Genomic DNA, 19,204 nt, shown 5'->3' with positions numbered 1-19,204 from the left:
CGATCACTTCGTTGGACCAATCGGACATTTGAGGTCCTTCGTTAACTTGTGTCAATTACTGTTTCTGCTTCAGAAACGCGATTAGATCCTGCCGATCCGCCGCTTTGGGAACGTTGATGCTCATATCGTTATCGGGGACCATGAGATCCGGATCGCTGAGCCACTTATCGAGAGTTGCGTCATCCCAAGTAATGCCCGACTTCTTCAATTTTGCGGAATAGGTAAACCCAGCCACACTTCCCGCCTGCCGGCCAAACACTCCGGCGAGCCTGGGTCCTTCTCGATTCACTTCGATCGCGTGGCAACCGGTACAACGCTTCTCAAATACTGCCTGGCCCCGCATAGGATCGCCGAGGCCCGTTAAAGCGGCTTCGCCTCCAACTGCGTGTTGGCTCAACATGGCGAGAGCCTGGACATCGCGAGAGGAGAGCTTCGCAGTCCAATGCAGCGCCAGATACTGCACAGGAGGCATGTCCCCGCTCTTGGCTTCTTGAACGATCTTTGCCTTCAAGACCTCTTGCTTCTCTGGGGGAATTTGGTCCCAGCGCGACAGGTTCATTTCCTCTCTTGCTTTGACGATGTCCCGTTCGATGAGCCAGGATCCCGGGGCAATCCGCGCGTACACTGGCCACCTTGTCTCATTCGAGTGGCAATCGGCGCACTTTGCGACCAGCACAGCCTTGGTATTCGCGGGCATATTGGCGCTCAGTAACAGCGTGTCGAGCCCCCTTGCAGGCTCAACACGTGGATTGCCAAACGGGTGTATATACCCAAGGCCCACAATTGCGGCCAAAGCTAGCGCGGCTATAGTCCACGTACGCATTAAGCCGTCTCCGCCAAGGTTGAATCGACCACAGCGAGATGGGCGTGTCCGTGAACGAGCTGGACCTTTGTCACTCCGAGCACGCTTTCGAGTTTGCCGGCGGGAACCATCATCGGCCCTGGATTCGGCGCGGCTCCTGGGGCTGGTTGCGGAAAGGCCGTCGCCATGGCGGTATGAAACGCAACGTTGCCTTCCACTTTCTGGACAACCTGGTGAATGTGGCCATTGAGGACGGTCACCGAGCCAAAAGGTTTGAGCATGGCGAGTGCCTGCTCACCGTCCTTCGTGCCCCAGCCCCACTTTTCATAGACCATCCACAGCGGAATATGAGCGAATACTACGATCGGCGTCGAATGGCTCAATCCTGCCAGATCAGACTTCAGCCACGCCAATTGATCGCCGCCCATGTTGCCCATCGCATCGACCTGCACGCAATTATTCAGACCTACAAAGTGAACGCCTTTGTGGTTATAGCTGTACCAGCCATTGCCTTGTGTTCCTTTGCCGAAACGCCCCTTGTACTGTTCGCCGTCGTCGATAAAATCGTGCTCGCCGGGAACGTAGAACACCTCGCCGACCTTTGCGCTCTTGATCACCTGTGCGGCTGTGTCGAACTCCACTGCCTTGGAGTTCTGCGTGATGTCGCCGGTGTGGATCATGAAATCGGGCGCCTTCATACCTGCAGGTACCAGATTGACCTTATCGATCGCCTTGGTGAGCGTGCCGGTCACATCCGGGTTTGCACCTTTGTTAAAGCCTATGTGACTGTCGCTGATCTGCACAAAAGTGAAGTCCGCTGCCTTCCCAACCCCCGAGGGGCCACCCTTCATTGTTTGCGCGAGAAGCCTGGAGGCAGGCACGCCGCCAACCATCGACCACAGGAGACCCGTGCCTGCCCACGCCATACATCCAAGAAAATTGCGCCGGTCGATGCCATCGCCTGCAGACTGCCTGACTGCCTGGCTGTCCTGTACTTCTTCGTCTTCCTTAAACCGATTCATACTGATCTCCATTTCTTTGTGATTGCCTACACTACACAAAACTGGCGAAGTCGATCCTTATTCCAAGCGGCCTGAAAACAATTCATGGAATAATTTGTCTGAGATTTGGTTAACAGTAGAGATGTTCAGCTCTCAAGGTCTACCTGCTTTATCCGCGATGTCGCTAGAACCACGCAAGCTCAGACAGACCGAGGCACCCCGCAGTATGCCGTTGACTACCACGCAGAGCGCAACCTTTGAGGAACTCGCTTTGCCGCTCCTGGTTTCGCTTTACAACCACGCCTTTTGGCTTGCCCGCAACCCCGCCGAGGCAGAAGACATCGTTCAAGAGACTTTCTCCAAAGCTCTCCGTGCTTTTGACTCCTTCCAGCCCTCCACCAACTTCAAGGCTTGGATATTTTGTATTCTGCGCAATACCTTCCTCACCTCACGAACGGGCATTGCTGCTTCCCGCACGGTCTTTCTTGAAGACCACGAATCCCCATTCGATATAGTTGCAGCCGACCCGACTCCGGAGGAGAACGTCATTCATCTCGACAACCAGAAGGTCCTGCAAGACGCTCTCGAGAAGCTTCAGCCATCACTTCGCGAAGTTCTCCTGCTTTGCGATGTCGAGGAGATGAAGTACAAGGACATCGCCCTGATTCTCGGCGTGCCCATCGGCACGGTAATGTCCCGTGTCTCACGCGCCCGGCAAACCCTTCGAGAACTCTTGCGGCCGCAGCTGGGAGGATCCCTGTGATTAGAAATAAGCTACGAAGCAAACATATTGATCCGTGGACGCTGAACTGCTTCGTCGACGGTGAGCTGCACGTCGGTGAAGAGGAGAAAATTCGGCACCATGTGAAGTACTGCCGCTTTTGCGCGCTCTATGTTGTTTCCGGTAAAGAGTTGAAAGCAGCGATCGCCCGCGTAGGTCTTCGATTCGCTCCCCGCGCGGTCTGTACTGCCAAAACCAACCTGTCCCAAAGAGACAACCTCGTCTACATTGACAGCCAGCCAGCACTTCTCGCTGCGGTTAATCAGCTTCAACCAACCCTTCGCGAGGTTCTTCTTCTATGTGACGTAGAAGAACTTGGCTACAGAGACATCGCTCTCATCCTCGATATCCCCATCAGCACTGTGACCTCACGTATCTCGGATGCGCGAGACACCCTCTGCCAACTTCTCATCCTGCAACACAGGAAATCCCAATGACACCACGCATCGACCCTGTCGACCATCTCGCCCCAGACACACTCAACGCCTTCATCGACGGCGAACTGCCCGCGGGCGAACAGCAGGAAGCGAAGCAGCATCTTAACGACTGCCATTCCTGTGCGCTTCAAGTCCTATCTGCCACACAGCTCAAGGCGGCCACCGCGCACGCTGGGCATCGCTTTTCGCCGACGGCTGAATCGCTCGCGCGCCTCACGCAGAAGCTCCAATCGCAGCGGCAAACAAAGAAAATCGGACGCATCTACCCTATTCGCCCCACAGCCTGGGCTGCTCTCGCCGCTGCCATTCTGCTCGTCGTGTCAATCCTGGGTTTGCGCCAGATACATCGAACCAATGGGCTCGCCGCCGAGCTTCTCGACCAGCATCTGGCTACGCTCGGCAGTGGAACAACTCCGCAGGTGATCTCCACGGATCGCCACACCGTCAAACCCTGGTTTCAGGGCCGTCTTCCTTTCAGCTTCAATTTGCCTGACGCGGCAGCCTTGCCTCCAGACACCACTCTCATAGGTGCAGATCTCACCTATTTCAACGGCCAACCGGCAGCGCTGCTTCTCTTTACTATTCACAAGCACCAGGTTTCCATCTTCCTGACCCAGCGAGCAAACGGCCCTGTCACTGTGCTGCGCAGTACCCAGGCGGGTTTCACGATTGACTCCGCCAACACACAAGACCTCTGCATTCTTGCCGTGAGCGACGTCAATCCTGCCGAGCTCGAACTCCTCGTTGCGTCTCTGGTGCGAGCCCAGTCAAACTCTTAGGGAGACTCAGCACAAGTCTCTGCCCCACAGCCTACATAAATAAAATCGAGGTATGAAGCGGAAGGCGCATTTTCAGCGGACATTGGCGGCTTAGACGAGTTTTGAGAAGTACAGACGGAAGAGTCGTCGTGAAGGGTCTTTGAACGTGATGAAGTTGTTGTTCCGTGGTCCTATCTGCTGGTGTTGCCTGGCTAAGAGTCGGTCGCGCCGCGCCACTCCAATGACTGACGAGGCAAGAGAGACGGTGTAGGGATTCGCAATCGAAGCCAAGAGTCTTGTCGACTTCCTGCGATCGATGATGATATTGGCGGTCATCTGAAACATCTGCCGGTGTGGCTGCTCCGGTTCGCGCATGGGGCGCGTCGGTTTGCCCAGTTTCCAGGCCATTTGCTACGCCTGCAGGGAAATCTTAGTGCAACCAACACTCCAGTTCATCAGGTGTTATAAGGATTTTCTTGGCTTTTCGGGATCGACTGATCTATTTGTGAGTAAAGAGAATCGTTCACAGCCCGCGCTGCAGGATAAAATGGATTAGGGGCTCGAGCCACTGCACATATGTTTTTGGTTCGAGTCTGCCTTTATGTCCGCAAGGGCGAATGCTGAATCGGACAACTTTGGTTGTCCCGCTAAACACAAACTTCCAGTGCTGCGCAATAACGACAGCCAAATGCTAGGTATGCAGCTTAAATTTGAAAGCAAGCTTCAGGTCTTTGCTTGAAAACGACTCATGCAGTGGTTCCTTTGTCAGTGCGAAATCAAGATTGTCCAAAATCCAGAGTCATTGTCAAGCTTGCTAGAGCTGGTATATTGCGCGTGCAGCGCGCTGGTTTTACGAAAGCCTATGGCGATCCTTATGCGGCCCTCATGCTTACGGCCACACAATTAGGAATAGGGGGCAAATCAAACTATGAAACAGTCCAGTGTTACGGCGTGCATTCTATCGCTAGCTCTCGCAACTCTTGGGAATGCGCAAGGAACGGCCTCTTCCAAGCAGACGGGCGAGCACTATACGCAGTCTCAGCTTAAGAAGCTGGTAAACGAGGCACATACTCCGGATCAGTACGACGTTCTCGCGCACTATTACGGTAACGAGCAACAGTCCTTCCTTCAGAAGGCTGCGGACGAGAAGCAGGAATGGGCGCGTCGGAGCCAGTTCACTACCAGCATTTCCGCCAAGTATCCAAGACCTGTCGATTCGGCGCGTAACCTCTATGAGTACTACGCATACAAGGCGTCTGAAGCTGGTGTGCTTTCCGAAAAATACCTTCGACTTGCGAGCCCTGCAATGACTCAATGAAGCCTGAGATATCTGCAAGGGTATTTTGATTAGATGTATAATTCAGCGAAGAGCGGGGAGTGGATCAAATCGCCTCCCCGCTTTTGTGACTATCATATTCTCTGTATGCAATCCTTATGTATTCTTGATGCTCTCGCGACTAATCTCTATAGAATCTGCCAGCAAATCGACTTGAGAGAGCAACAGTCCGTTGAACAATCAGATCCTCAAGAGATGGATCCAGCCGATTCAGCGTCTCAGCAAATGGTGGTGCTTCCCAGCAGCGATTGCCGGCCTAGGGCTACTCACTTACTGCGGGATCTTATTCCACGCATCGCTGCCTACGATGAGCCTTTTGTTTCTGTTCCTTGTGATTTCGTCGGCGTTGTTGTGCGGCTTCTGGCTAGCTTCGGTCACTTCGTGCGCTGCTGCTGCGTGCCTGGATTTCTTCTTCACATCTCCTCTCTATAGTTTTCGTGTCTCCAGTGCACACGGATATGTTGCACTTGTGTCCTTTGAGGTAACGGCACTGGTTATCAGTAACTTATTGGCGAGGGCGCTTAGGCACGCAAGGGAAGCGACAGAAGAGCGAGCAAGCATGGAGCAGTTATATGAATTGAGCAAAAGGTCTCTACAACTCGACCTGAACAAGGCACTTGGTCCGGAGCTCGCTATCTTGATCCACAGGATATTTGGAGTGCGCGGTGCGGCTTTATTTGATGCAAGCGCCGGTAGTATTTCCACTGCTGGAGACTGGAATCGAGGCGAAGAGAAAGTAGCGATGAAATGTTACCTGCGAGGCACGGAATTCGATAATTTGCCAACTCAACGTATGCGGCGAGTTCTTCGTATTGGAAACCGCTCGGTCGGATCCCTTGTTGTGCACGGAGAGCTTAGTTCTGTTGTCTTGAACGCGCCTGCCTCACTTGCCGTAACTGCGACGGAGCGTTATCAGGTAACTCAGAAGGAAAACAGGGCTGAGTCAGCGAAACAAAGCGAGCAGTTGAGGGCTGCAGTCCTGGATGCTTTGGCTCATGATTTCAAGACACCGCTCACAGCGATCCAAGCAGCTAGTTCAGGTTTAATAGAAATGGGAGGGTTAGCATCACCTCAATCCGATATGGTATCGCTCATCGATAAAGAAGCGACTTTCCTGAACGAACTCTGCACAAGGCTGCTGCAAACCGCAAAGCTCGACGCAGAACATTTTGACACAGGGAGGGAGGAAGTGAATGTTCATGAGTTGATTTCGGACGTACTATCCGGTAGTGATTCGGATTCGAAGCGCAACCCAATCGAGATTACTATGGACGCACAATCGGCTAATGTATACGCCAATCGCGGGCTCCTGACGATAGCTCTTTCTCAGTTCATCGAGAACGCGTGTAAGTACTCCACTGCTGGGACACCCGTCGAAATTGCCGTGCGAAAGAGCACTTCAGACCTGCTCATCTCCGCACATAATTTTGGCTCCCTTGTCCATCTAGATGATCGCGAACTAATCTTTGAACGCTTTTATAGATCATCCGAGGCGAAAGAAACGGTGGCCGGTACGGGGATTGGGCTCTCCGCAGTAAAGATGGCTGCAGATGCCAATCGCGCTCATCTGTGGGTCTGGGGAGCGGAGTACGGAAACGAGCCTGAATATCTTCGTACCTTTATTCGTCAGTTACGCAAAAAATCGAAGACGATCCGCGGAATCCAAATCATATTCTCACGGAAACCTCGATCGGCTATCGACGATGGGCGCGCTATTTGTAGCTGGATTCGCCACTGTCTACTGGGCGGAGTCAACTCCATGCACGACCTCTCTCACTTCGATGCGCTCGCAAAATAGGGCCCAAGCCGTGTCGCTTTCATGTCCGCATAGTGCCATCCATTTTTCGTATTGGATGGCCACAATTCATTTCGAGCAGAGGTCATCGGGAAGCGCTTCCGGAGATTCTTCCGCTCGATGCAACTCATGCGAACGTTGCAATGCAATTTCTCCAAAGGCCTGTGCGTCGACGAATCGGTACCCGACGTACGCATCCGTATGCAAATATGTCGGATTAGAGGGATCTTCACACAGCTTTTTGCGCAGCAGGCGAATGAATGTTCTAAGATATTCAACTTCTTCGCGATATGTATCCCCCCATACCACTGTAAGTAGCTTCGAGTAGGTCACAACTCTTCCTGCGTTCGCCATCAGGTAGTGAAGGATGTCAAATTCCTTGCGAGTCATGTGAATTGCCTGACCGCGCATGGTAACAATACGACGTATTGGAAGCAGACGAATCTCGCCAATCTCGATTGGCGCATCTTCGGGCCTGATTGGCGCTTGGATACGCCGCACAGCCGTTCGGATTCGAGCGATTAGTTCGCGCGCACTGAATGGCTTGGTGACATAGTCGTCAGCTCCCGACTCCAGCGCTTCGACTTTTTCTTCTTCTCCGTCGCGTACGGTCACCATAAGGATTGGCAGGCGAGGCGCAAATAATCGTATGCGGCGAAGCGTCTCCAATCCGCCTATTCCTGGCATGTTTATATCAAGCAAAACCACATCAAAAGTCCCGGCCCTCAATTGCTGAATTGCCTCTTCCCCTCGGGAGGCTTCAACTACCTGAAATCCAAGGTCGAGCAGCGGCGGCCGTAGCGCTCTGCGTATCGCCGGCTCGTCGTCTACAATAAGAATTCGGAGGCCTGTTTGGCTCATTCGGATCCTTTCTGGTGCAATGTGGTAGGAATAGCCGCATAAAATATGGTCCCTTGTTCCTCATCACTCGTGACCCAAACATGACCGCCGTGAACCCGGGCAATTCGCTTGGAAACAGACAGCCCGATTCCGGTTCCACTGGCGCCATTCGAGGATGTTGAGGAACGATAGTAACGGTCGAAGATCCGTTCGCGGTCAGTCACCGGAACTACTGGACCGTAGCTGTGCACCGAGAAAATCAATTCTTTTCTAGACTGGACAACTCCGATGGTGATCGTAGTGCCAAATGTTGAGTACTTACAGGCGTTGTCTATGTATTGCGTAAGCAGCGCGACCATGAGTTGACGATCACAGCAAAGATTCAAATCATCTCGCTCGAGTTTTATTGCAACCTTCATACTCGATAGCCGATCTTTGAGACTAGTCACGACTTCTTCAATTAATGAACTGACGCCGACTGAAGTGGCATGGATAGTGATCTCCTGTGCATTCAGACGTGCGGTAGCAAGTAGACGGGTTGTCAAATCATTCAGCAGGCCAGTCTGCTCATCGATCAACGCGACAAGCTCCGATTGGGCTTCTGTAAGGTGGCTCATTTCACCGAGACCAGTGCTGGCCGCACGGATTGCAGTAAGTGGGGTCTTATATGCGTGCGCCAAGCTATCGAGCACAGCTGTCCGAAGTTGCTCAGTGCGGTGCTCCGCTTCGATGTTGCTCTCATTTACATAGGCACGGTATCGATCAAAAGATATTGCGATCAACGAGGCAATCGAGTCGTTCGTAAGTGGACTTGTGTCTCCGCGTAACACAACGCTTCCAATAGGAACCGCCCCCAGCCGAAGAACGCGTCGGCCTATACCCGTGGCGGGATCTTCATCCGACTTATCAAAAAAATAAGCATTTTGGGCAAGATCGCGCGCGTCAACTCCCCAGTATCCAGCTTGATAGACCTCATGCAAATCGGCGTCGAAGACGACTACAGCCTCCAGCGCAAAGATTTCATGAATGAGTTCAGCTAATTGGGGACCCGGTTCCATGTGGAGGTTCATTTGCAATGTCCTCCTGCTGAACTCATAGAGGTCGTGCATTTGTTCTCCCCAGGACTCCGCCTCATGTGCGTGTCTAGTGACGCTTGCGGAGAGTCGGCTTACCACAAGGGCTGTTAGAACAAATGCAACAAGTGTTACGGAATTTGCCGGGTCAGCTACAGCATTGATCGCAGGTTGGCGCGCCGTAAAGAGAACATGAATAACGACCGCAGAGAGCGAAACGGTAACTGCCTGCCAGAATCCGCAAAGTAAAGCTGTTGGCACCACGATCAAAAGGTAGAGGAGGACCGCTACAGGAAGCAGCCATTCCGACCAGTGCGCCAGAGCCGCTGCAAGAACGACTGAAATTATCCCAAGAGCGCATTCCAACCCAAAGAGCAGGACGCCCGATTTGGAGCCAAATAAGGGCTTTGTTGCGAGTGAGGAAATGAGCGGAATGTAGGTTCCAGACAACTGGCGTTCAACCTTTCCATTCTGATTTTGAAAAACGGTGCGAACAGGCGAGCGACCGGGCGATTCGCGAGCTGCTTAGCAAGTCTGTCCATAGCCAAATTCTTTGAATTACAGAAGTGCCACCAAGAATCGTCAGGCAATGTACTAAATTTTATTGTGATGAAAACACAACGGAATTTTAACAGTAATTATATGCATTTCTTATTTATTAGTTCATAGAAAATTCACAATTTCGGCTTGGCAAAGTCTTTTACGCCTCGAAATTCACGAATTTCCTCCTCCCTAAGCCGGATGTCGACAGCAAACAAGATCAGAGTCTCTTTTCAGGATCTTCACGGTTTCTTTATGTGCTGTTTGCAACCCTAAGTTCAATCCGCAGCAAACGGTTCGATCTATCGGGGCGCGCAAACTCTTCGCTCAGCCCCTGCGGGCGTTTCTGCGCTTCAGTTTGACCGCGAAGACCGGACAGTTCAACAAGTGCAGTTGACATATCTACGATGTTCAGCTCTGTCTCACCTTTTCGTTGAACGCGCACCTCGCAATCCGCACTTCATGACCTTTCGGGAGGAATCACTTTTATGAATTTGAATTTGACTCGCGTGTTGCAGTGGGGAATTGGAGTCGTTATGAGCATGGCATTCATGGCATCGGCACAAACGACAACTCCGGCTGCTTCAGCCCCGGCATCCGCACCTGCGACTGCTCCGCCTACAACACAAGCACCAGCCGCTCCGGCCGATGCCGCGCCAGCAGCTCCAACCTGGAGCGTGGGGCCAATGGACATCACCGGGTTAATTGATGGCTACTACAGTTACAATGCAAACCGTCCAAGCGACGCCGCCAACGGGCAAGTGAACGATCTGTATGACTTTAATGACAAGACGGACCAATTTAGTCTGAGCGCAGCTAAACTCTCTATAAATCATGATCCAGATCCCGTTGGCGCCCATATCGACTTTCTTTACGGACGTACCAATACTCTGATCAACGCTCCTGGGCCCAACTCAGGTGGAGAGGGCAACTATCTCGAACAGGCGTTTCTCAGCTTCAAGCCAATCAAGGCCAAAGGCTTGGAAATGGACTTCGGCAAGTTTGTGACCTCAGCAGGTGCTGAAGTCATCGAGTCAAAGGATGACTGGAATTATTCTCGCGGTCTCCTCTTCACTTTGGCCATTCCATATTTCCACTTTGGGCTTCGTTCCTCTCTTCCGGTGACCAAGACTTGGACGGCGGGTCTCCAATTAGTGAATGGCTGGAACAACGTCACCAAGAACAACGGAGGGGTGACTGTGGGTATAACCAGCGCTTACGTCAAGCCCAAATATTCCTGGAACGTGAACTTCTATACGGGGCCCGAAAATGCCAACACTCAGAATGGCTACCGTAATTTGATCGACACTACCTTTTTGACTACGCTGGCGGGGAAGTTCAACTTCCTCGTCAATTATGACTACGGACTGAACCAGGATTCGATCGTTGCCGGTGTTGGCGACACCATCTTGAAGCATTGGCAGGGTGTTGCTTTTGGCGCTAAGGATCAGGTCACCGCGAAAGTTGCTTTTGCCGCACGTTACGAATACTTCACAGACCCGAATGGATTTGCAACAGGCGTCAGCCAGGATGTGCAGGAAGTTACTGGAACCTACGAATACAAGTGGGTGGAGGGTCTTCTGGCACGACTGGAAGTCCGACATGACTGGTCATCGGAACCTTTCTTCCATAAGGGTAATGATATCGTCACGGTTCTTCCGAACGACTCCGCCAGTGGAGGCGTAAAGGGCCAGACGACTGTTACAGCTGGCTTTGTGGCCTTCTTCGGGCCCAAGCGTTAACGCCTGCTCATCCGCTCACTTCCAACAACAGGTATTTCTTATCGGCCCGGTTTGATTTCGAAAGAAGCGGGCGGATCCGACGAGTTTCCCGGATAGCAATTCGCCGGGACCAGCCCTTCAAACTTCGAATTTCAGGAGAATGCTCATGGCAGAACAAAAAGCACCCGAGATGAAGGCCACGCTGGGCCTTACAGGGCTTACCAGCAACGCAATGGCGCTTATCGCTCCTGGCGCTTTCCTTTGGCTAACCTTCTTTATCCAGGCAACAACCGGCACACCAACAACTGCGCCGGCCATGTGGTGGGGTATCTTTCTGGCCCTCCTGCTTTGCCTTGCGACGGCCGTTGCTTACGCGGAGATTTCGAAGCTTTATCCGGGCACAGGTTCAAGCTACTATTACGCCGAACAAGCGTTGCTGTCGAAAGACAAGGCATTCAAGTATGCCCGCGTTGCCAAGTTCATCGTAGGCTGGGGCTCACACCTCTATTACTGGGTATATCCCGGAGTGATGGTTGCCACTACCGGAATATTCGTTGGATACGTGGTCGGATTCTTGTATCCAAACTTCATTAGCGGTTCCAATCCTGGGCCAGTCTTTATGGCTCTTGTAGCAGTCATCTTCTCGTTTTTCGTCGCGTGGATCGCTCAGAAAGGTGCTGGCGCATCAACAGCGGTCAATCTGGCTATCAATGTTGTTCAGATCTCAGCGCTTTTGGTATTCAGCGTGTTGGCTCTTGGCTACCGCGTCAATCATCCATCTGGCAGCACCGGCTTCCAGTATGACGCGCAAACACTGTCCACTTACACCTACCAGTTTGCCACCAACCCGAAAGACGGCACAACGATCCGAGATGGCAGCGGAACGCCTCAACCGCTGCTTGATACTGCAGGTAAACCCCTACCTTATGTGGTCACTTATCCTGAAAAAGACAGCACCGGTAATTTTCTTACACACGGAACTGCAGCTTCTGTAGTGTCTCCGCACAGTTTCAGTTGGGTATTCATACAGGCTACGGTGGCCATTCTGATCCTGGTGGGATTCGAATCGGTGACTTCGATGGGAGGGGAGGCTCTGAACCCGACGAAGCACATTCCCATCGCGGTCATTGCTTCGCTTTTGATTCAAGGACTGATGTGTTACCTGATAGAGTATTTCGCGGCTAACTACTTCCTCAATTCCGGTTACACGATGCAGAGCGCTGCTGGCTCGGCAGCTCCGATAGGCGACATGATGATCATGGTCGGCGACGCGCTTCTCGGCCAGGGACACGGCAAGTATTTTATGCTGGGCGAGGCAATCACCGTCTTCCTGGCATTAATCGGTACAACACTGTCGTGCATGAACACTGGCGCGCGAGTGACCTATGCGATGGGCAAGGATAATGAGGCGCCGGAACATTTTGGGATTCTCCATGCTGAGTCTCTGACGCCTCGCAGTGCGATCTGGACTCTGGCCGTCATTTCCGCGGTGCTCGGAGTTTTGGCGGTCTCGTTGGTCTTTGCCGACGGCAGCGCACCGACGGACGCGACCATTGCCGCATTGCCTCATGGCATCTTCTCCAGCTTTGGTTACTCCAACCACGATACGTTGGCGGCGCTTCCCAATTCTCTGCTCACCATTACACTCACCTCCAACTTCGGCACATTTATTCTGTATGCGCTCAGTTGTTTCCTTTGCATCGTAGCCTTCAACAAGCGCCCCGACTACAGCGTAGTCAGACACCTGCTTATTCCGGGTTTCGGTCTAATTGCAAATCTGGTCTGCATGGCGTTTTATCTGATTGGTCCATTCATGGGTTACGGAACTTCAAAGGAACCGCTGCTGGCATTGGGAATCTCCGCGATCTGGGGCATTTACGGAGCGATTTATTTCATTCGCTCTTCCAAGGTCAAAGGAAAAACTGTGCTTCTCGAATCAAGGTGACCCCTTTTTAAGGCTGATCCAAAGCAATCATCGGGTGGACCTCTCATTCTCTTTGTTCGGGGCGGAGTTGAGAGGGATCACCCTGTGATTCTTTAAGAGCGACATTCTCAGGCTGTTCAGCGCCTCACTGATTGTGAATCGGAATTTGTTTCAGGTGTCAGAGCCCATGTTGGATGTTATCTTTGGCCAAGCAACCGATCCCGGCAAAGTAAGAACGAACAATGAAGACGCGATGGGCTCCTTCGTCCCCGTTTCGCGCCAACAATTGCGATCTCATGGCTATTTGTTTGCTGTGGCCGACGGCTTAGGTGGTTATGAGTTTGGGGAAGTAGCGTCGGCTACGGCGATTGCCACAGTCACCGAAGGATTCGCCAAAGCACAGGAAGGAACTCTCCTGGTGAGTCTGTTGCCCAGACTTGTACAACACGCAAATTCTGCTGTCCATGATGTGACGCTGACTCCGGATCGCCGCGGCAAAAAGATTGCTACAACGCTTGTGCTTTGTGCTCTTCGCTATGATCAAGCTGTCGTTTCCCACGTCGGCGATTCTCGATGTTATCTAATCCGCGATGGCATGGTCCACTTTGTCACTCAGGATCATACCTGGGTTAACGAGCAGAGAAAGCTGGGTTTGATTACCGCGAAGGAAATGGCTGTGTCGGAGTCGCGGCACATTCTCATTCGTTCGCTTGGACCGGAACTATTCATCCCGGTTGACACAACGGCTCTTTCGGTGATGGCCGGAGACACTCTCGTACTTTGTTCGGATGGTCTTCATGGGAGAATGGAGGAAGGGGCGATCGCGAGCATCGTTTGTCAAACAAAGGATATGGACGAGATTGCTCGCGAACTGGTGGCGACCGCTGTGGAAAGTGACGGCTCCGACAATACTACCGCCATGGTTATCCGCGTTTGTTCGGTAGAGAAAGTGGGAATGTATCGTGGTCGTCCCTATTTCCTTCCATCCTGACGAGATCGGAGTTTCCTGAAGATATTCCAAGGAAAGCTGATGAGAGATGGCAGGCAGGATTGACATCGGGCGCTTGGCAAGTGGGGCGCGGCTAAAACCATTTTTTCCGATACATTGAAGAGAGCTTGGGGCATGAGATCGAATGGGTTTACACGACACGATTGAAATCGGTTCGCAGATTGATTCCTACCGCATCGAGTCACCGGTGGCCCGTAGTGGAATGGCATCCATATTTCGCGCCCTTGATGTGCGCGATAACCGCGTAGTTGCGCTAAAGATTCCACATCCAGACATGGAAGCCGACGTTCTTCTATTCGATCGATTTAAGCGTGAAGCGGACATTGGAGAAAAGCTTAATCATCCGAAGGTTATGCGCGTATTCGGCGGTGAGAAGCGATCGCGCATTTACATGGTCATGGAGTGGTGCGACGGCCGCCCACTGCGCAAAATTCTCTCGGAATCGAGACTGCCGCATGATCGCGCCATCCGCATTGCAGTCGGCATTCTGGAGGCGTTGGAGTACATTCATGCCAACGGCATCGTCCACCGCGACTTGAAGCCGGAGAACATCATGGTGGACGAGGATGACAACATCAAGCTTATCGATTTTGGAATTGCAGGCGATTCTTCGGCGAAGCGCCTGACTTATGCTAATTTCACGGCTGCTCTCGGAACTCCGGATTACATTTCTCCAGAGCAGGTCAAGGGCAAGCGTGGCGATCGCCGGTCAGACATCTATGCAATGGGGGTGATCCTCTACGAGATGCTGACCGCCAAAACTCCCTTTTCCGGCCCATCGCCATTGGCTGTTATGAATGACCGCCTGATAAACCACCCTATCCCGCCGCGGATCGCAGACCCGTCCATCAGCCTTGAACTGCAGGAGGTTATATATCGCGCTCTGGAACGCGAACCTACCAATCGGTACCCGAATGCGCACGAGTTTGGACGGGACCTGCAACACCTGGATCAAGTCGGAGTCGCAGACCGCGCGGAAGTGACAGATTGGAGCAAGCGGAAATCTCACCTCTCTCGAAAGATGGTCTACTACGGCGGATTGGCGATGATTCCCGTTGCGCTTCTCTTGCTGATGTATCTTCTGGCTCATCACCGCTGAGCAGTCGGTGGGATGTCTTCCTAAATCTTCATGGGTTCTTTATGTCTCGAATCCTAGGCTTAGAGGGTGTAGATTCCCTTCACAATCACAGAGGAGATTTATGTCAAAGTACAAACTGGAGTACGTCTGGCTTGACGGCAAGACGCCCGTTCCGGGTCTGCGCGGGAAAACGCTTCTCAAGGAATTTGAGACTCCACCTACCCTTGCTGACCTGCCCAATTGGGGCTTTGACGGCAGTTCGACGATGCAGGCCGAGGGCAAGAGTTCAGACTGCGTATTGAAGCCGGTGGCTCTGTATCCTGACGCGAGCCGTAAGAACGCGTATATCGTCTTGAGCGAAGTTCTTCACGCCGATGGCACTCCGCACTCTACTAACGCACGCGCGACGATTGAGAATGACCCTGATCTCTGGGTTGGCTTTGAACAGGAGTACTTTCTTTTCAAAGATGGTCGCCCTCTCGGATTTCCGAAAGACGGCCACCCCAGCATTCCCCAGTTTCCCTACTACTGCGGTGTTGGCTACAAATATATGGGAAGCTTGGCCCGTCAAATCGTTGAAGAGCATCTAGAACTCTGTCTTGCAGCGGGCATTAATCATGAAGGCATCAACGCGGAAGTCGCGAAGGGGCAATGGGAATTTCAGATCTTTGCCAAAGGCTCGGCGAAAGCCGCAGATGATCTCTGGACCGCTCGCTATTTGATGATGCGTCTTTGCGAAAAATACGAAGTGGATGTCGAATTGCACTGCAAGCCCATCAAGGGTGACTGGAACGGGTCTGGCATGCACACTAACTTCTCGACCAAGTACCTTCGCGAGGTCGGAGGCAAAGAGTACTTCGAATCCCTGATGGGTTCATTCTCCGAAAACGTTGCCGAGCACATCGCCGTATACGGACCGGATAACCACCTGCGCCTGACAGGCCATCACGAAACACAAGCGATCGACAAGTTCAGCTATGGTCTTTCTGATCGTGGCGCTTCGATCCGGATGCCTATCAATTTCATCAAGAACGGCTATAAGGGTTACTTGGAAGATCGCCGACCTAACTCAGAGGGAGATCCTTATCAGATTGTTTCGCGCATTCTGAAGACGATTAATAGTGTCCCGAAGCCTTGATCCACGACTATTCCATCACCTTGTTCGCTCGTCCTAGCTCAAACAGGCCTCAGGATGAGCGAACAATACCTGAATTCTAACCAAGATAGAAATTTGCTCTCCGCCCTCATGCGAGGGTTCTGGACATCAGCAATAGTGAATTTTACTTTACATAAGTTTCGATTATCAGATGTAGGTTATTTAGGCGGGATTATCGAGGCAGATTCAGAAGAGGCGTGCACCCGGAAGTATAAGGCGAGCTTCGAACTCTAGACGAAGACGTGACTTATCCTGAGTCGAATGCGCGGACGTTTTCACCGCTTCAATGATATGCAGAAGATGGCGCTGCAGTTCTGTGCTCGTTTTGACGAGAGCATGCTAGCGCCACCTACCTACAATGCGCCGCCGCAGTCATTGCAGCTGGTGATCCGCCTCAATGTGCCCTTCGCGTCACTGCTGCCTGCGCCATCAAGCTCGCGCAAGTCGGATTAAGTCTGCGAGTTCCTGCTCAAGAGTCCTTGCGACGTCGGATTCATTCGTATTGGGACCTATGGGCACGGTTATGCTGATGGCGCTTCCGCCGAGCGGACGTGGTATTACGCGGATGTAAGCACCGCCGCGCTTGTTGTTGGGCATCTCTCGGATGTAATCCACGGTGCCAGCAGACGGATGCAAGAAGACTTCCAAGTTGAAGATTTCGCCGTTTTTTGTGACGCTGTAATGCGCGTCATCGATTTGTTCAATGGCGTCGGCAAAGACTGGCGCCCACTTAGGAATGTTGCTGACTTGGGCCAGAACGTTGTAGATCTCGATCGGCTCAGAATTCGATTCGACGGTGCGTGTTACGGTTTGGTTCGGCATAGTTTTTAGACGACAATTCTTGGCCCGGCGTAACCGGGGGCATCGCCAACGGATCAGTCTCTGTAAGCCCGCAACGGCCCCGCCCCGTCACGGCAATATCCGTGGTTAACACTATCAGTCCAAGGCACTCATCGAGTGCCGACGAGTTCATATTATGCATTGGATTGAAAGTACGAGTGGAGCTTGGGGGATGCGCGGTATAGCCGACAGGATTTCAAAAGGGGGAAGGACCATGCGGAGCTTTTTTCATCTCCGCGACGCGGAGTGCATCTCTTGTTAGTGGAGATATCTTGCCGAAGACTGAGAACCGATCTTTTCCTACTGCAGGCACCGGGAGCACTGCCGCTGTTGCTCCCGCAAAGCATACTACGCATCGGAACCTGATCCTGGCGATCTGCTGCACGAGCCTGTTGATCGTGGGCATGGACGTGACGATTGTCAACGTCGCGCTGCCCTCGATCCAGAAAGACTTGCATGCTCATCTGGCTGGGCTGCAGTGGATTCTCGACGCCTATACGCTTGTGGTAGCGAGCTTCCTGATGCTGGCGGGTTCGATGTCGGATCGCTTCGGGCGCCGGAGGGTATTTCAAATCGGGCTGGGTGTGTTCACGCTCGGCTCGCTGCTGTGTAGTCAGTCGGGAACGATTGAACAGCTAATCGGGTTCCGAGCGCTGCAGGGCTTGGGAGCATCGATGCTGAACCCCGTGGCGCTGTCGATTATTGCGAATGCATTTCCGGATCCGAAAGCGCGCGCGCGGGCGGTGGGCATCTGGGGCGCGGTGGCAGGCGTCTCGCTGGGAATTGGGCCACTGATCGGCGGGGCACTGACGGAGACGATTGGATGGCGATCGATCTTCTGGATCAATGTGCCGATTGGGATTATAGCGGCGCTCCTGGCAGCTCGGTTTGTGCCGGAGTCGAAGGCGGCGCGTCCGCGGGCCTTAGATCCGGTGGGACAGGCACTGGTGCTGATCGGGCTGGCAACGCTGACGTGGGGTGTTATTGAAGGACCGCACGCCGGCTGGGACTCAAAGTTGATCCTGGGTCTCTTTGTAACCGCGTTCCTGGCTCTTTTGACGTTCGTGCTGTATGAGCAGCGGCGAAACCAGCCGATGCTGGATCTGCGCTTCTTCCGCAGCGTGCCCTTCTCCAGTGCCACAGTATTGGGGCCGAGCGCCTTCTCCTGCTTTGCCGGTTTTCTTTTTCTAAACGCGCTGTATCTGCAGCAGGTGCGTGGATTTTCCGCTTTTCATACAGGGCTGTTCACACTGCCGCTGGCGGTAACAATGATTGTATGTGCGCCATTGTCAGGACGGCTGGTTGGACGCTACGGCCCACAGCCTTCCCTGCTGGCTGCCGGCATGGGATTTCTGGTCAGCACGGCGATGCTGACCAGTCTGAATCAACAAACACCGGTGGGCTGGCTGCTGGCGGTATACGCGCTCTTCGGCGTAGGGCTGGGCATGGTGAATCCTGCCATCACGAACAGCGCAGTAGCCGGAATGCCGCTGTCGCAAGCGGGCGTCGCAGCGGCCATTGCATCGACCAGCCGGCAGGTGGGCGCAGCTCTGGGGGTGGCAATATCGGGAACGGTGGTGGCAGCAAGCCATGTGCATGGTATGGACTTCTCCACAGCGACGCATGCAATCTGGTGGGTGATGACAGCGTGCGGTGCGGTGGTATTGGCTATCGGCTTTGCGTCGAACACAGCCTGGGCGCGAGTAAGCACGGAACGGGTGGCTCATTTGCTTGAAGAGCGGCGCTAAATCAGGCTGTACAGGCCTCCTCAAGTCGACTTCAGGTCACACAGCGGATGAGTGAATCGGCGATTTTGCGCAACTTGATCGGTCTATGGGATCCAACTAATGGTATAGTCCGCCGCCTTAACCCGGGGGTTATAAGAGGTGAACGAGGAGGCGGTCCATGGAGATTGATAAGGCTGGCATCGATCCATGCAAGTCGGTATTCCATCTTGCAGGCCTGCGCGACAGGTGAGGCGGTTCGGAAGAGGTTGTTTTCGCGTACACAGCTGTTGCGTTTCACAGGACCCTTCCGGTGCGGATGGTTGAGATGGAAGGCTGCGGGCGGCCCGGCACACGATGTAACCCTGTATCTTGACGGAGAGGTGCGC

Annotated in this window: 18 protein-coding genes; 11 read left to right on the top strand and 7 right to left on the bottom strand. The window is 53.1% G+C overall.

The genetic code is table 11. The annotated features are described in order from the left end of the window. Positions 1-55: 55 nt before the first annotated feature. Complete coding sequence (locus OHL23_RS24895; protein WP_263354733.1) at positions 56-823, bottom strand: heme-binding domain-containing protein; 768 nt, start codon at positions 821-823, stop codon at positions 56-58. Then, positions 823-1,824 (bottom strand): metallophosphoesterase family protein, encoded by a 1,002-nt coding sequence (locus OHL23_RS24890; RefSeq protein ID WP_263354732.1) that lies wholly within the window; start codon positions 1,822-1,824, stop codon positions 823-825. The genes OHL23_RS24895 and OHL23_RS24890 overlap by 1 nt, the downstream gene beginning before the upstream one ends. Before the next feature lie 205 nt (positions 1,825-2,029). Between OHL23_RS24890 and OHL23_RS24885 the strand changes: the two genes are divergently transcribed. Next, on the top strand, positions 2,030-2,566 hold the full coding sequence (locus OHL23_RS24885) for a sigma-70 family RNA polymerase sigma factor (RefSeq protein ID WP_263354731.1): 537 nt from the start codon (positions 2,030-2,032) through the stop codon (positions 2,564-2,566). Positions 2,567-2,577: 11 nt separating this feature from the next. On the opposite strand, the gene OHL23_RS24880 is transcribed toward OHL23_RS24885, so the two are convergent. Next, positions 2,578-2,856 carry a hypothetical protein gene (locus OHL23_RS24880; RefSeq protein ID WP_263354808.1) on the bottom strand — a complete coding sequence of 93 codons (279 nt, stop codon included), beginning with the start codon at positions 2,854-2,856 and terminating at the stop codon, positions 2,578-2,580. On the opposite strand from OHL23_RS24880, the gene OHL23_RS24875 reads away from it, so the two are divergent. Both OHL23_RS24875 and OHL23_RS24870 read left to right on the top strand, forming a co-directional pair. Then, the gene (locus tag OHL23_RS24875; RefSeq protein WP_263354805.1) at positions 2,785-3,021 is read left to right on the top strand and encodes a sigma factor-like helix-turn-helix DNA-binding protein; all 237 of its coding nucleotides are present in this window, start codon (positions 2,785-2,787) and stop codon (positions 3,019-3,021) included. The genes OHL23_RS24880 and OHL23_RS24875 overlap by 72 nt on opposite strands. Further along, positions 3,018-3,800 (top strand): anti-sigma factor family protein, encoded by a 783-nt coding sequence (locus tag OHL23_RS24870; protein WP_263354730.1) that lies wholly within the window; start codon positions 3,018-3,020, stop codon positions 3,798-3,800. Before OHL23_RS24875 ends, OHL23_RS24870 begins: the two co-directional genes overlap by 4 nt. A gap of 90 nt (positions 3,801-3,890) precedes the next feature. Here OHL23_RS24870 and OHL23_RS24865 read toward each other — a convergent pair whose 3' ends face one another. Beyond that, positions 3,891-4,187: a hypothetical protein gene (locus tag OHL23_RS24865; protein ID WP_263354729.1), complete on the bottom strand. Its 297-nt coding sequence runs from the start codon at positions 4,185-4,187 to the stop codon at positions 3,891-3,893. 520 nt (positions 4,188-4,707) lie between these two features. Between OHL23_RS24865 and OHL23_RS24860 the strand changes: the two genes are divergently transcribed. Next, a complete protein-coding gene (locus OHL23_RS24860) occupies positions 4,708-5,097 on the top strand; it encodes a hypothetical protein (protein WP_263354728.1) in 390 nt (129 codons plus the stop codon). 190 nt (positions 5,098-5,287) lie between these two features. Beyond that, complete coding sequence (locus tag OHL23_RS24855) at positions 5,288-6,913, top strand: DUF4118 domain-containing protein (RefSeq protein ID WP_263354727.1); 1,626 nt, start codon at positions 5,288-5,290, stop codon at positions 6,911-6,913. A gap of 66 nt (positions 6,914-6,979) precedes the next feature. On the opposite strand, the gene OHL23_RS24850 is transcribed toward OHL23_RS24855, so the two are convergent. Together OHL23_RS24850 and OHL23_RS24845 are read right to left on the bottom strand one after the other, a co-directional pair. Continuing rightward, positions 6,980-7,771, bottom strand: a complete 792-nt coding sequence (locus OHL23_RS24850) for a response regulator transcription factor (RefSeq protein WP_263354726.1) — start codon at positions 7,769-7,771, stop codon at positions 6,980-6,982. Further along, positions 7,768-9,273 carry a sensor histidine kinase gene (locus tag OHL23_RS24845; RefSeq protein WP_263354725.1) on the bottom strand — a complete coding sequence of 502 codons (1,506 nt, stop codon included), beginning with the start codon at positions 9,271-9,273 and terminating at the stop codon, positions 7,768-7,770. The genes OHL23_RS24850 and OHL23_RS24845 overlap by 4 nt, the downstream gene beginning before the upstream one ends. A gap of 578 nt (positions 9,274-9,851) precedes the next feature. Here OHL23_RS24845 and OHL23_RS24840 point away from each other — a divergent pair. From OHL23_RS24840 to OHL23_RS24820, 5 genes are all read left to right on the top strand, one after another. Beyond that, positions 9,852-11,105: a porin gene (locus OHL23_RS24840; RefSeq protein ID WP_263354724.1), complete on the top strand. Its 1,254-nt coding sequence runs from the start codon at positions 9,852-9,854 to the stop codon at positions 11,103-11,105. Positions 11,106-11,250: 145 nt separating this feature from the next. Beyond that, on the top strand, positions 11,251-13,029 hold the full coding sequence (locus OHL23_RS24835) for an APC family permease (protein ID WP_263354723.1): 1,779 nt from the start codon (positions 11,251-11,253) through the stop codon (positions 13,027-13,029). Positions 13,030-13,195: 166 nt separating this feature from the next. Continuing rightward, positions 13,196-13,999, top strand: a complete 804-nt coding sequence (locus tag OHL23_RS24830) for a PP2C family protein-serine/threonine phosphatase (RefSeq protein ID WP_263354722.1) — start codon at positions 13,196-13,198, stop codon at positions 13,997-13,999. 142 nt (positions 14,000-14,141) lie between these two features. Further along, the gene (locus tag OHL23_RS24825) at positions 14,142-15,116 is read left to right on the top strand and encodes a serine/threonine-protein kinase (protein ID WP_263354721.1); all 975 of its coding nucleotides are present in this window, start codon (positions 14,142-14,144) and stop codon (positions 15,114-15,116) included. A gap of 100 nt (positions 15,117-15,216) precedes the next feature. Next, on the top strand, positions 15,217-16,233 hold the full coding sequence (locus OHL23_RS24820; RefSeq protein WP_263354720.1) for a glutamine synthetase: 1,017 nt from the start codon (positions 15,217-15,219) through the stop codon (positions 16,231-16,233). Positions 16,234-16,680: 447 nt separating this feature from the next. On the opposite strand, the gene OHL23_RS24815 is transcribed toward OHL23_RS24820, so the two are convergent. Beyond that, positions 16,681-17,073: a hypothetical protein gene (locus OHL23_RS24815; RefSeq protein ID WP_263354719.1), complete on the bottom strand. Its 393-nt coding sequence runs from the start codon at positions 17,071-17,073 to the stop codon at positions 16,681-16,683. Between the two features lie 290 nt (positions 17,074-17,363). Here OHL23_RS24815 and OHL23_RS24810 point away from each other — a divergent pair, with 290 nt between their 5' ends. Then, complete coding sequence (locus tag OHL23_RS24810) at positions 17,364-18,839, top strand: DHA2 family efflux MFS transporter permease subunit (protein WP_263354718.1); 1,476 nt, start codon at positions 17,364-17,366, stop codon at positions 18,837-18,839. The last annotated feature ends 365 nt before the right edge of the window (positions 18,840-19,204 follow it).

The organism is Acidicapsa acidisoli (assembly GCF_025685625.1).
Taxonomy (GTDB): Bacteria; Acidobacteriota; Terriglobia; order Terriglobales; family Acidobacteriaceae; genus Acidicapsa; species Acidicapsa acidisoli.
This window is presented reverse-complemented; position numbering and strand designations above follow the sequence as displayed.